This is a genomic window from Brevibacillus ruminantium, from assembly GCF_023746555.1.
Lineage (GTDB): Bacteria > Bacillota > Bacilli > Brevibacillales > Brevibacillaceae > Brevibacillus > Brevibacillus ruminantium.
Genome location: NZ_CP098755.1, coordinates 3,606,611 through 3,619,373 on the forward strand (window position 1 = coordinate 3,606,611; position 12,763 = coordinate 3,619,373).

The 12,763-nt window shown below is 51.6% G+C and carries 13 protein-coding genes; 4 read left to right on the top strand and 9 right to left on the bottom strand.

Annotation, left to right across the window (positions count from 1 at the left end):
* Nucleotides 1-168 precede the first annotated feature (168 nt).
* The gene (locus NDK47_RS18005; protein WP_251871135.1) at nt 169-660 is read left to right on the top strand and encodes a Mov34/MPN/PAD-1 family protein; all 492 of its coding nucleotides are present in this window, start codon (nt 169-171) and stop codon (nt 658-660) included.
* Here the strand turns inward: NDK47_RS18005 and NDK47_RS18010 are convergent.
* From NDK47_RS18010 to mltG, 4 genes are all read right to left on the bottom strand, one after another.
* Nucleotides 608-2,401, bottom strand: coding sequence for a peptidoglycan D,D-transpeptidase FtsI family protein (locus NDK47_RS18010; protein ID WP_251871136.1), 1,794 nt, complete (start codon nt 2,399-2,401; stop codon nt 608-610). The two genes, NDK47_RS18005 and NDK47_RS18010, sit on opposite strands and share 53 nt — an antisense overlap.
* A gap of 117 nt (nt 2,402-2,518) precedes the next feature.
* Nucleotides 2,519-3,169, bottom strand: coding sequence for a uridine kinase (gene udk, locus NDK47_RS18015; RefSeq protein WP_251871137.1), 651 nt, complete (start codon nt 3,167-3,169; stop codon nt 2,519-2,521).
* 87 nt (nt 3,170-3,256) lie between these two features.
* Nucleotides 3,257-3,889, bottom strand: coding sequence for an O-methyltransferase (locus tag NDK47_RS18020; protein ID WP_251871138.1), 633 nt, complete (start codon nt 3,887-3,889; stop codon nt 3,257-3,259).
* 79 nt (nt 3,890-3,968) lie between these two features.
* Complete coding sequence (gene mltG, locus NDK47_RS18025; protein ID WP_407653316.1) at nt 3,969-5,069, bottom strand: endolytic transglycosylase MltG; 1,101 nt, start codon at nt 5,067-5,069, stop codon at nt 3,969-3,971.
* Nucleotides 5,070-5,297: 228 nt separating this feature from the next.
* Here mltG and NDK47_RS18030 point away from each other — a divergent pair, with 228 nt between their 5' ends.
* Both NDK47_RS18030 and NDK47_RS18035 read left to right on the top strand, forming a co-directional pair.
* Nucleotides 5,298-5,771, top strand: coding sequence for a hypothetical protein (locus tag NDK47_RS18030; protein WP_251871139.1), 474 nt, complete (start codon nt 5,298-5,300; stop codon nt 5,769-5,771).
* Nucleotides 5,771-6,358: a hypothetical protein gene (locus NDK47_RS18035; RefSeq protein ID WP_251871140.1), complete on the top strand. Its 588-nt coding sequence runs from the start codon at nt 5,771-5,773 to the stop codon at nt 6,356-6,358. The genes NDK47_RS18030 and NDK47_RS18035 overlap by 1 nt, the downstream gene beginning before the upstream one ends.
* A gap of 138 nt (nt 6,359-6,496) precedes the next feature.
* Here NDK47_RS18035 and NDK47_RS18040 read toward each other — a convergent pair whose 3' ends face one another.
* From NDK47_RS18040 to NDK47_RS18060, 5 genes are all read right to left on the bottom strand, one after another.
* Complete coding sequence (locus NDK47_RS18040) at nt 6,497-6,787, bottom strand: DUF1292 domain-containing protein (protein WP_251871141.1); 291 nt, start codon at nt 6,785-6,787, stop codon at nt 6,497-6,499.
* Between the two features lie 5 nt (nt 6,788-6,792).
* Nucleotides 6,793-7,209 (bottom strand): Holliday junction resolvase RuvX, encoded by a 417-nt coding sequence (ruvX, locus tag NDK47_RS18045; RefSeq protein WP_251871142.1) that lies wholly within the window; start codon nt 7,207-7,209, stop codon nt 6,793-6,795.
* A 9-nt stretch (nt 7,210-7,218) separates the two neighbouring features.
* A complete protein-coding gene (locus tag NDK47_RS18050) occupies nt 7,219-7,482 on the bottom strand; it encodes an IreB family regulatory phosphoprotein (RefSeq protein WP_251871143.1) in 264 nt (87 codons plus the stop codon).
* Nucleotides 7,483-7,610: 128 nt separating this feature from the next.
* Nucleotides 7,611-10,259: an alanine--tRNA ligase gene (gene alaS, locus NDK47_RS18055; protein WP_251871145.1), complete on the bottom strand. Its 2,649-nt coding sequence runs from the start codon at nt 10,257-10,259 to the stop codon at nt 7,611-7,613.
* Nucleotides 10,260-10,586: 327 nt separating this feature from the next.
* Entirely contained in the window at nt 10,587-11,651 is a 1,065-nt protein-coding gene (locus tag NDK47_RS18060) for an AI-2E family transporter (protein WP_251871147.1), read from the bottom strand.
* 420 nt (nt 11,652-12,071) lie between these two features.
* Between NDK47_RS18060 and NDK47_RS18065 the strand changes: the two genes are divergently transcribed.
* Complete coding sequence (locus NDK47_RS18065; protein ID WP_407653451.1) at nt 12,072-12,752, top strand: TerC family protein; 681 nt, start codon at nt 12,072-12,074, stop codon at nt 12,750-12,752.
* Nucleotides 12,753-12,763 lie beyond the last annotated feature (11 nt).

Consider the following 12,763-nt stretch of genomic DNA (forward strand, 5'->3'; position numbering starts at 1 on the left):
TTTCCCACAGCACTTTTCTAAATTATAGGAAAATTACCTCTTGACTGGCAACCCCCATTTTTCCATCACTGGCTAATTGTGCCTAAGTCACTTTCCTTCCTTTTATCATATGATAGTAGGCAATCAAAAAAGTGCGGTTTTGTTTAGGAAGGAGGTGGACTGTTCGAAATGACCTCATTGTATTTTACAAGTAAAGCATGGAGACAGATTGAGCAGGCAGTGAGAAGAAAACCATCCTTGGAAACAGGGGGCGTACTGATGGGATATCCGCTCAACGATGAGGAATGGCTAGTGACCTATGCCAGTGGTCCTGGTCCCAAAGCCGTTCACCAGCCCAACTCCATCATGTTCGATGATCAGCATCTATCCAATTTGGTAAAAAGGCAAAGCAGGCGGAGGCCATGGAAGTATATCGGGGACTGGCATAGCCACACCATCAAACGTCTAGCACCCAGCAAAGGCGACCGCCAGACAATTTGGACCAAGGCCTCCCAGTCGAAATATATGTCCCCCGCACCCTTCATGCTGATCGTCGGTCTCGACAAGCGGAATCAATTGCAAGCTCGCGCCTATACGCTGGCCGATAAGCTGTACCCCGTAAAAAATCTCAAACTGGTGGACCGTCAATTTCTCCTACAACGCGGCGAAAAATCTCCATAGCCCGATTGCCCCCGTATGCTGGCTGGTTCTCCGCTACGACACAGATTGCGAAGCGCGGTTTGTCAGCGGGAGCATACCCCGCAAACCAGAGGTGGTTCCTTTCATTTGCTCCGGTCCCTGTCTGCGCTGTCCCGCTCTTTCCAGCGATTGGCCAGGGACTATTCTCCAAAAGCTTGCCTGTCCCAGTGGTCACCACAAGCCTGAGCAACCGTTTCAGCTTGCTGGCCGTTACATAATCAATCCCCTGTTCCGTTAGTGCCTGAACCGGAAATCGATAAAAGGACTGGCTGTTTTTATAGGTGATCTCTGAGACTAGCCTCACCTGGGATGGCTGACCTCCACGGAGGATGGTGATCATCAGATTGGCCGCCTGAAGGGGGGTGATGCGCACATCCCTTTGGCCGATCGCCGTCTGGATCAAGACTCCCTCATCCTTGCGGGAAACCTGCTCTAAAAACACCCGCCCTGTCTCCTCGCCATCTAGCTGCCGAAACCCCTGCAGTTTAAACAAATGGTCCGTGCGATGACCGACCTGCGTTTGCAATCCTAAACGCCGGGCATACTCATCCAGCTTGTCTCCCCCGACTCGCTTGGCAATCTCGGCAAATGTGATATTGCATGACTGTGCGAAGGCTTCCTCCATCGTCAGTGACCCATGCCCTTCCTTTTTCCAGCAGGAAAAACCGTACTTTCCATAGCTGCCGCTGCAGTGAAAGCGTTCCGTCGGCGACACCACTCCTTCGGCCAAAGCAGCCGCAGCGACTACGATTTTGAATACGGAACCGGGAGGAAGCTGTTTGACCGCTCGATTTTGCCAGGCTCCTTTTTCTACCTCCACCCGAGACTGATCATAGACAGGCCGGCTCACCATAGCTCGAATATCGCCGCTTTCTGCATCCAATACTACAATCGAGCCTTGATTGAGCCCTTCTTCATCTGCAAATCTCTCCACCTGGCGCTGCAGACGGGCATCCAGTGTCGTCACCAGGGAGAGCGGGTAGTACTCGTTGTTCTGCGTGGTGTAGCGAATATCCAGACCACGCATCGGGTTTCCTTCCCCGTCTACATAGTAAGAGAGAATGGAAGGTTCAATCCCCTGCAAAAAACGATCAAAACTGCGTTCCAATCCAGATGCCCCGGTCGTTGTCTCGGCGTTTTTTTTGCCTTGGGCCCATTCGTCCGGATAGAGAGACTTGACCAATTCAGGGTTGCGGTGGATATAGCCAACCACATGTTTCGCTACTTCGTTTTCGCGGTAGCGTTCGGTAACAGCAAGCGATACAATTCCCGGAATCGCCAGTTGGTTGATTCTCTCGGCTTGCTGCTGTGAGAGCGGGATGAGGCGTTTTGTCGAGTCACGCAGCATGATCGGCGCTTTGGCATTTTTCATCGCTTCCGCCAAGCGCTCTTCGCTGATCCCGGTAATTCCGGACAGCCGTTTGAGACCATCGGTACCCTGCAGGCTGCCGCGTGCCAATGGGAAGAGAATCAGCGCCAACTGCTCTTCACCCGTAAAGCGATAGCCGTTCCGATCCAGTATATCCCCCCTGCCGCTGTGCAGGACAATGCTCTGCTGGCGTTGTCTGACTGAATTCTTGACCAGATCGATCCCCCGGCGGGTAAAACGGTGGGAGGCGCCCAACTGAATCCACCAGAGCCTGGCTGTCAACCCGATCCACAGAATCGTCATCCCTAACATCAAGATAAACTGCCTTCTTTTTATCCGCCGCTCTACCTGCATGGCCGTTCCCTCCCCTGCCTTTTTCATCCAGTATGTCCCGAATGAGGAGCAGGAAAACAAAAAACACGCCGATTTCCGGCGTGCTGCTTGCGCGTGCCACATCAAACAGTGGCGGTACTATTGTTGAGAAGGGTGGGAGACCTTCCGTTTTTCTTCCAAAATATCGCGGATTTTCGTCGAAAGCAAATCCAAAGCTACCCGATTGTAGCCGCCCTCTGGAATAATCACATCGGCATACCGCTTCGTAGGCTCGATGAACTGCAGATGCATCGGGCGGACCACTTCCAAATACTGATTCACAACCGATTCCAGGGAACGTCCTCTCTCCTCAATATCACGCACGATCCGGCGGACAATCCGTACATCCGCATCGGTATCGACAAAGACTTTAATATCCATCAGATCACGAATCCGAGGGTCCTCCAGGATAAGCATCCCCTCTAGAATGATGACGTTTTTCGATTCGACCCGCTCTGTTTCTTGCTTGCGATTGTGAACCTTGAAATCGTAAATCGGCTTCTGTATCGATCGACCCTGTATCAGCTCCTGCAATTGATGAAGCATCAGATCGTTATCGAATGCAAACGGATGATCATAATTAGTGAGTACCCGCTCTTCCACACTGAGGTGGCTTTGATCTTTGTAATAGGAGTCCTGTTCAATCATCGTGACGCTGTCATTCTGGAATTGACGGTACAATTCCCTCGCTACTGTCGTCTTGCCGGAACCGCTTCCCCCTGCAACCCCAATCACTACGGGGTGACTCATGATCCATATCCCCTTCCTCTTGCCTTCCTCAAAAACTGGTCTTGAGGTAACTCATCTTTGAAAAGTTGTGTAATCTGTTTTTTCTTTCTATCTTTTGAAGCTGACAGCCAGACCATCCCCTACCGGAATGAACGTCGTTTCCAGGTCTGGATGCTCAGTTAAATATTGGTTAAATCGGTTCAGTTTGTCCACCATGGATCGCTGTCTTTTCCCCGCTTCCTCCGGAGAGGCAACCAGACCGCGAAACAGCACGTTGTCTGTCAAAACAAGTCCTCCGGGGCGCAGCATCGGCAGGTACAGATCCAGAAATTTCTGGTACTGTCCTTTGGCAGCATCAATGAACAGACAGTCAAATTCTGCCTCATCCGCCAGTCCTGTCGTCGCATCTCGATGCAGGATTTCTACGCGCTTCTCGACTCCGGCCTGGCTTAAATTGGCTTTGGCGCGGGCAAGCCGTTCCTCATCGATCTCCATGGTCACGATGCTGGCTTCCGGTGCAGCCTCCGCCAACCAAATCGTTGAATACCCGATGGCCGTCCCGATCTCCAAAATTCGTTTCGGACGGTGGAGCAATAGGTAGGAACGCATGACTTGAGCGGTTGGCAACTGCACAATCGGAATCCCTTCCTCCTGTGCCTCCTTTTCCAATCGCTGAAGCAGCGGCGAACGCGGGGGAACCAGTCCGGAAATATATTGATCGATCACTGGATTGGTTATCATTTCGTCACCCCCCTTTTTTACAACCGGATTATTATATCACATCGCCTGGGAAAATCGTAAGAGGCTTGCCTGAAGCCTCTTATTTTCCTCTGCTTTTTCTGTCGTTGGCATTATGTTCCTGAAGTGTCTTGGAGAAGTAATGCTCCGAGGTGCCATCTTTTTTGGTCACATAGAAAAAATAGTCATGTTTTTCTGGATGAACCACAGCTTCGAGCGAGGCTCTTCCCGAGCTGGCAATCGGTCCCGGGGGCAAACCGGGATGCAGGTACGTGTTGTACGGACTTTCCACTTTGAGGTCGTCAAAGGTAATTCTGTCGCGCTGTTTGCCGAGCACAAACTGTACCGTGGCATCTGCTTGCAGCAGCCAGCCTTCACGCATGCGATTGTAGTACACACCAGCGACGATTGGTCTTTCCTTGTCGACCACAACCTCTCTTTCCACGATGGAGGCTAATGTGACCGCTTCGTCCATGGTCAGCTTTTGCGCCTTGAGCTGCTCTGTCCACTCCGGCTTCCATTCCTTCTGGAACTGGGCCAGCATTTTAGCGATAATCTCATGCTCATTGGTGTCCTTTTTGATCTCATAGGTCTCCGGGAAAAGGTAACCTTCCAAGCGGTACTTGCGTCCTTCTTTCTGAGGGATGGAGGCAACAAACGGAAATTCAGGAAAGCTTCCCTGGTTTACCTCTTGCAGGAACTTGGCTTTGTCCACCAGTCCCTCCTGAGCAAGGTGATCGGCAATCTGCTCGACATTCCAGCCCTCAGGTATGGTAAAGCGGGTGGCGTCGACGATGGTGCTTCCGTCAGCCATTGCTTGCAGCATTTGGTCGATGCTTTGCCCCGTCTCAAATTGATAGACGCCGGCCTGCAAACGAGAGCCCGTTCCCTTGTACTTGACATAGTATGTGAAAAGATCTGAATTCCGTATCAAACCATGCTCCTGCAGGATGCGGGCGATTTGCCTTACAGAAGAACCTGCGGGAATTTCAACCTCTTTGGTGACGGCCTCCCCTGCTACTGGCTGGAGCCCTTGGTATACGTAGTAGACCACTCCTCCGGTGCCGAGCAGCAGCAAACAGAAAAGGATCAGGACCATCCGGAAAAAACCGCCCCTGCGACGCCGTTTTGCGGCCTGGGGATAGTCCGGAAGATCGTCGTTTTTCACAGACATGGGATTCACAGTAGAGTCCTCCTTCTGGGTGGTGCCTCTACACAAGACTAAAGCCTGCGGCATTCCACACACGTGGCCGGGTAAAAATTTGGACCCGTCCATTATCTGTTTCATTATACCCAAGGCATGTCCACCTTGTCACCAATTGCTGTTCCGGGTATTTTCCGGGAAAACGGCAGGATCGAGGGTCGGAAACGAGAAAATCAATACCTAACTAGAAAGGAAATGGGTGCTGCCATGTTGAAACGATTTTTCATTTTTTTAGAGTGGGTCCTTGTTATTTTTCTTGGAGGCCAGGCACTTCTATACATTCTTCTTTCTGTTTCGGTCTTATTTAGCCATTCCGACGAAATACGCCAAGCAAAAAAAGACGGAACGTATTATTCCGCTCCCGCAGTCACTCAATCCTATTTCAACCGGACATTGACGGTAGATGGGGTTGCCTATGACGGTAAAGAGCTGCGCATCTATATGACAGGGCGTCATTTTGGCTCGGGAAGCATTCTGCCCAGCGATTTTCGGGTAACCACCGACACAGGAGAGGAGTTCTCGATTCATGGGGGACATGTTTCTTCATCCGCTTACTTTGCAAAAGGCATGTACCATATGGAGTCCGTACCAGCCAATTTGCACTCTATCCGCGTCCATCAGGAACAATACGGAGAAGCTTTTTCTTTCACGATTCCGCTCGGAGAAGGGGGTAAACCATAATGCGTGAACGCAAAAACCGTTTGATTCGCTGGATCATTATCGCAGCTTCTGCCCTCTTTCTCTTTCCGCTCTATTATCCAAGTCCCTGGTCACCGGAATCTGCCGTTAGCGACACCTTGGAAGGGATGGGCTTTCCCTCTGCTTCCGTCGAAGCGATTTCAGTCATTCAGGCGGGGAACATGTACGCGGTCTTGTTTTATGACGATAAGCTGGGGCTTTCGTATCACTTTCTTTTGGACCGGCCATTTGGCTTTCTCTGGAGAAACAGGGGCGGTGGTGGCGGATATCCATTTGACCCCGAGTCTGTTCTCAAATGGGGATGGGGCGGGCATAGAGAAAGGAATGGCTCCTGGTACACCTACGCGAGCGGCCAAGTAAACGATCCGCAGATCCACTCGCTGACAGTGGAGTGGAGTGACGGTGAAACACAATCGATGCGACCCATTAAAGGCTTTTACCATTTCGCCCGGGTGTTCAGTCCAGAAGAGGGAGCATCGGCCATCCTGCTGGCCTATGATGAAAACGGAAAGCTGCTGTACCGTTTGGATGAGAACCAGCGAGAGATACGAAAACCTGCGGCGCCGTAGAATGAAGTCTCCGCTCGGCTGCACACTCCAAAACGGTACTGAGCGTTGGCAGACCGAAGGCAATGACAGCCAATTTTTCGCAAAAAAAAACCGAGCGAGACATATTGCCTCACTCGGTTTTCATTTGGATAGGGCAGTCTACAGATCTTCTTTCTCCAGATCAGCGATCAGCGTCTCAAACGTCGCCTCTACCTGCTCCCACTCTTCATCATCTTCGATTGGCTGAAGCATGTCCGTACCGTCGTAGCGAAGGAAATGCACTTCGTACTCTTCCTCTTCCTCTTGATCAACGGGAACCAGAACCAGATACGAACGATCTTCGATGTCAAAAATGTACATGATCCGGAAATCACGAGGAGCATCGCTGTCCTCTTCAGTCAATGCGATTACGTCCCCAACCTCAAACTCCTCAAACAACTCTTCACTCATACGTGTCACCTCGATTGGGCGTCCAGATAACCCTGCAGGATCAGCACGGCCGCCATTTTGTCTATTACTTTTTTTCTTTTTTGCCTGCTTACATCAGCGGAGATCAGCATCCGCTCCGCAGCCATGGTCGTCAGACGCTCATCCCAAAGATGGACGGGCAACGACATCTGTTCCTCCAGCATGCGGGCAAACGTTTGACAAATCTCACCGCGCGGCCCGATCGTGCCGTTCATATTTTTAGGCAGACCCACAACCACTTCGCCAACGTCATAGTGGGCGACAAGCTCAGCCAGACGGGCAAAATCCTTTTCGCGGGATTGCCGCTTGATGGTTTCCACCCCTTGGGCCGTCCAACCCAACTCATCACTGACGGCGACGCCAATCGTTTTGTCTCCTACATCCAATCCCATCATTCGTTTCATCTGTTTCGCCTACTTACGCTGTTCTTCCAAATAGACAGTGACCAATTCTTCGATAATGCGATCCCGTTCGATTTTGCCGATCAGGCTTCTCGCATTATTGTGGCGGGGGATGAACGCCGGATCACCAGACAAGAGGTAGCCGACAATTTGAGTGATCGGGTTGTAGCCCTTCTCCTGCAAGGCTTGATACACCTCGGTCAGGGTTTCCCGCACTTCCTCAGCTTTATTCTCTTTCGGCACCGTGAACTTCATGGTATTGTCCATCGAACTCACGATCAACACCTCGATTCTTTAAGACTCTTCCGCGTTTTTCTTGCTGCTGTTTGATTACTTCTCTTCGTACAGCACGATATCCTTGTTGCTGTTGCACATTTCCCCGAAAGTCGAGGAAAAATGACACGTTATTTTGCAGCTTTTTGCCCTTGCACCAGTTCTCCGACCAGCTCCAGCGCTTCTTGAAGCTTCGCTGGGTCTTTTCCGCCAGCCTGCGCCATATCGGGACGTCCGCCGCCTCCGCCACCGCAGCGAGTCGCCACTTCTTTGATAATCTTGCCGGCATGCAAGCCTTGATCGATGAGATCCTTGGTTACCCCTGTCACGAGGTTCACCTTGTCTCCATCTACCGAGCCCAGCACGATCACAGCCGAACCCAGCTTGTTTTTCAGTTCGTCGACCATTCCGCGCAAATTGTCCATATCGGAGGCAGACACACGGGCAGCCAGTACCTGTACGCCATCTACCACCTGGAGCTTATCTGTCAGCGATGCTGCTTCGATGTTTCCAAGCTTGGCCCGCAGTGATTCATTTTCCCGCTGCACCTCTTTGATCTGTTGCTGGAGACCTTCCACGCGTGCCGGAGCTTCTGCCAGAAGCGGAGCTTTCAGGGCCTGCGCCACCTCTTTGAGGATACCGAGCTGTTCATTGAGGAACTGGTAAGCTCCTCGGCCCGTAACGGCTTCGATACGTCGAGTGCCTGCCCCGATCCCGCTTTCGCTCAAGATCTTGAACAGACCGATTTCCGCCGTGTTGCTCACATGGCATCCGCCGCACAGCTCCAGACTGTACTCACCCACTTTGACGACACGCACGATATCTCCGTATTTTTCACCGAACAGAGCCATAGCACCCATTTCCTTCGCTTCTGTCAGGGAGCGGTTGGAAATCTCTACGGCCAGGTTTGCCCATACTTTCTCGTTGACGATCTTTTCGATGCTCTCCAGCTCTTCCGGTGTAATCGAGCTGATATGGGTAAAGTCAAAGCGGAGACGCTCAGGCGCTACCAGTGATCCTGCCTGGTTGACATGTGTCCCCAGAACGTCTTTCAGCGCTTGGTGAAGCAGATGTGTGGCCGTATGATTTTTCGTGATATCGAGACGGGATTCGCGATTTACCTCTGCAGTCACCTCGTCTCCGAGTCGGAGTGTGCCTGCTTCTACTGTTACAGTATGAACATTTTGCCCCTTCGGTCCTTTTTGAACGTCTAGGACTCGCGCTTTGACGCTATCGGAAATCAACTGACCTTCATCGTTGACCTGACCGCCGCTCTCCGCGTAGAAAGGTGTGCGGCTGAGCACCACCTGAACGGTTTGTCCTTCTTCCGCTTCTTCAACCAATTGATTGCCAAACACGATGGCTTCAACTTTCCCAGTCGTTACCAATTCAGTATACCCAACAAATTCGCTCGTAACCGTCAACTCGGAAAGTGGACCGCCTTGTGTCTGCATGCTGTCTACGTCCTGACGGGCTGCACGTGCGCGCTCCCGCTGTTCTTCCATGGATTGCTCAAAGCCCTCGCGATCGACAGTCAATCCCTGTTCTTCCGCGAAGTCTTCTGTCAAATCTACCGGGAAGCCGTACGTGTCGTACATTTTGAAAACGTCCGGGCCGGACAGTTGGCTTTTGCCTTCTGCCTTCGCTGTTTTGACCATATCCGCCAGAATCGCCAACCCGTCGTTCAAGGTTTCGTGGAAACGCTCTTCCTCACCGCGGATCACTTTTTCAATGAACGCACGCTTTTCCACCACTTCCGGGTAGAATTCACCCATCATGCTGCCGACTGTTTCCGTCAAGCGATACAGGAACGGCTGTTCAATCCCCAGCTTTTTGCCCATCCGCACCGCACGGCGAAGCAGGCGGCGAATGACGTATCCTCGGCCTTCATTCGATGGGAGTGCCCCGTCGCCGATGGCAAAGGTAACGGTCCGCGCGTGATCCGCGATGACCTTCAGTGCGACATCTGTCTCGGCTGAATGCTTGTAAGCGACTCCCGAGATGGCACTGGTCTGCTCAATCAGCGGGAACAGCAGGTCAGTCTCAAAGTTGTTGTCCACATCCTGGATGATGGATGCCATCCGCTCCAGGCCCATGCCGGTATCGATGTTTTTCTTCGGCAGTGGCGTATAGGTGCCGTCCGGGTTGTGATTGAATTGAGAGAATACGAGATTCCACACTTCGAGATAGCGTTCGTTCTCACCGCCTGGGTACAGCTCGGGATCATTGGGATCATTGCCGAATTGTTCACCGCGGTCGTAGAAAATCTCCGTGTTGGGACCGCTTGGGCCTTCCCCGATATCCCAGAAGTTGCCTTCCAGTCGGATGATCCGCTCCTCTGGCACTCCAATCTGTTTATGCCAGATTTCAAAGGCTTCCTCGTCTTCCGGGTGGATCGTCACAGAGAGCTTTTCTGCATCAAAGCCGATCCATTCCTTGCTGGTCAAAAACTCCCACGCCCAGTGAATCGCTTCTTCTTTAAAATAATCACCGATAGAGAAATTGCCCAGCATCTCAAAAAAAGTATGATGGCGCGCTGTCCGTCCGACGTTTTCGATGTCGTTGGTGCGGATTGATTTCTGCGAGTTGGTAATGCGCGGATTGTCCGGGATAATGCGTCCGTCAAAGTACTTTTTCAGTGTGGCCACGCCGCTGTTGATCCACAACAGGGATGGGTCGTCCACCGGGACGAGGGATGCACTTGGTTCAATGCGATGCCCCTTTTGCACAAAAAAGTCCAAAAACATCCTGCGGATTTGATTGCCAGTCAGTTTTTTCATGAAAAACTTCCCTCCTGTAGATTTGGAAAATAAAAAAGCTCCCATCCCCTCAGGGACGAGAACTTACGTATCTCGCGGTACCACCCTGCTTACAGGCACCTGCAAATGCGCATGCCTGTCGCTCGATCCAGACGGTAACGGTGCCTAACCGCCGGTTTTTTCCCGGTCTTGGGAGTAGCCTTCCGCTGCACTTCTTCTGGTCACTCTCTCAACCTGCGGAGCGACCTCTCTGTAGAAGGGCTGCAACGTACTCGTTCCTTCATCGATCTACGGGTTTTCCCCGATACATTTCGTTGTCCGTATTATAATTTTTTTTACAGACGGCTGTCAACTTTCATGAATAAACAAGGCGATTCTGCTGATGACAACCTTGCAGACGGCCAAAATCGGTACGGCGACGATCAATCCGACGATTCCTCCAAGCGCCTCCCCTGTCAAAAGGGCCATGATGATGAGCAGCGGATGAAGTTGCAGGGAACGCCCTACGACGTTGGGGGAGAGGATATTCCCCTCCAATATTTGAATGATCCCGTTAACCGCAAGCACAAGCAGCGCCATTTTCACGGAAATCGTAAGGGATACCACGATCGCAGGTGCAGCCCCGATAATGGGGCCAATGTAGGGAATCACGTTGGTCAGGCAGACCATCGACGCCAGGACAAAGGGGTACGGCATCCCGATCAGCCAGTACCCGATGTAAGCACAGACGCCCACGATCAGCGCCACGAGCATCTGACCGTGGATGTAATTGCCAAGTGATTCATTGACATCGCGAAGGACGGCCAACACCTGCTTGCGATAACGGGCAGGTATGATGGACATCCCTGTTCGGTGAAGGTCCTTCATATCCTTCAGAAGATAAAAGGCAACAAACGGAACAACCGCAAATCCTAGCAGCTTTCCTATTGTATTGCGGGCATTGTGGACAAACTGCGTAATAGAGTGAGACATTTTTTCATGCGACTGGACGATGACTCGATCCACCCCGTGCGAAATGCTGTCTGGCAGAAAGTACTTGTGTGCCTCCCATTCGCTCATCCATTTGTGATACCATTCTGTCAGCCTGGGCAGGTCATCGGAAAGCTCGATCAGCTGTTTGGTGAATATCGGGATGGCGTTGACCACGGCAATAGTGATCAGCAGTACGAAACAAGCGTAGATCAACAAGACGGCAATCATCCGGGGCACCCTCCGCTTTTCCAGCAATTCGACGATTGGGTGCAAAATATATGCGATCAGAAGACCGACGATAAACGGCAACAAGATTTCCCCAAGCAATCGAAACCAAACGGTCACCACAGGACGCAGCAGCCATAGCAGATTTCCGATGATCAACAGCACGACCAGCCAGATGGCCACAGCAAATAAACGGCTGTTGCGAAGTCTATCCATGCGGCGTCCTCCTCTCTCTGGTTTACGTACAAATTAGCCTGTGCGGATTGGAAGAAAATCATGTAAGTCTCAAAGAAATACATGCACCCTTTCAAAATTATGTATTGACACCTTTTTGATAGAGGTGTTACGATATAAACACAATTGGATATTCTCCAAAGGGGAGTAGCTTTTTCGCGACAAAGTCGTCATTACGGGATCACATCCCCGGCTTTGTTGGCAACGTCACGTTCGTTGTAAGCAAGACCTTTGCCTGAATGGGTAAGGGTCTTTTCTGTTTTCTTCGACCTTTACCTATCGGGGTAAAGGTCGTTTTGTTTTCCTCATCGTGACACAACCTACATAATTAGGTGTCGTTCGAATATGGGAGCAGCGGCCTTTAGAGACATCCACAAAAAAGGAGGTTGGAGAAACTTGGAGATGTTGTTTACACCCGCTTTTTGGTCTACTCTTGTCGCCATTATTGTCATCGATCTGGTTCTCGCGGGAGATAACGCCATCGTGATCGGCATGGCTGCCCGCAATCTGCCTGCCCATCAGCAGAGAAAGGCGATTATCTGGGGAACAGTCGGTGCAGTCGTCATCCGTGCAGCAGCAACGATGGCTGTCGTGTGGCTTTTGAAGATCCCCGGCCTTTTGCTCGTCGGCGGTCTGATGCTGGTCTGGATCGCGTTGAAGCTGCTCGTACAGGAAGAAGGTCATGAATCAGTCAAAGCTGGCTCCAGCCTGGGTTCGGCCATCTGGACGATTGTGGTTGCCGATGCCGTCATGGGCTTGGACAATGTCATCGCAGTCGCCGGTGCCGCTCATGGCAGTTTCCTTTTAGTGGTTCTCGGTCTGATCATTAGCGTTCCGGTAATGGTCTGGGGCAGCACACTCGTCCTTAAGGTCATGGACCGCTTCCCGGCAGTGATGTACATCGGTTCAGCAGTGCTGGCTTACACCGCTGGAAGCATGATTACCAGTGAACCGTTCGTAAAAGGTTTCTTCATCGAGCACCCTGTACTGAAATGGGCATTGATCGCCGGTGTGATCGTCGGCATCCTGCTGATTGGACGCGTGAAAAACCAGGCCCAAAAAAGAGTAGCGGAGCAGTCCTGATCGACACAAAA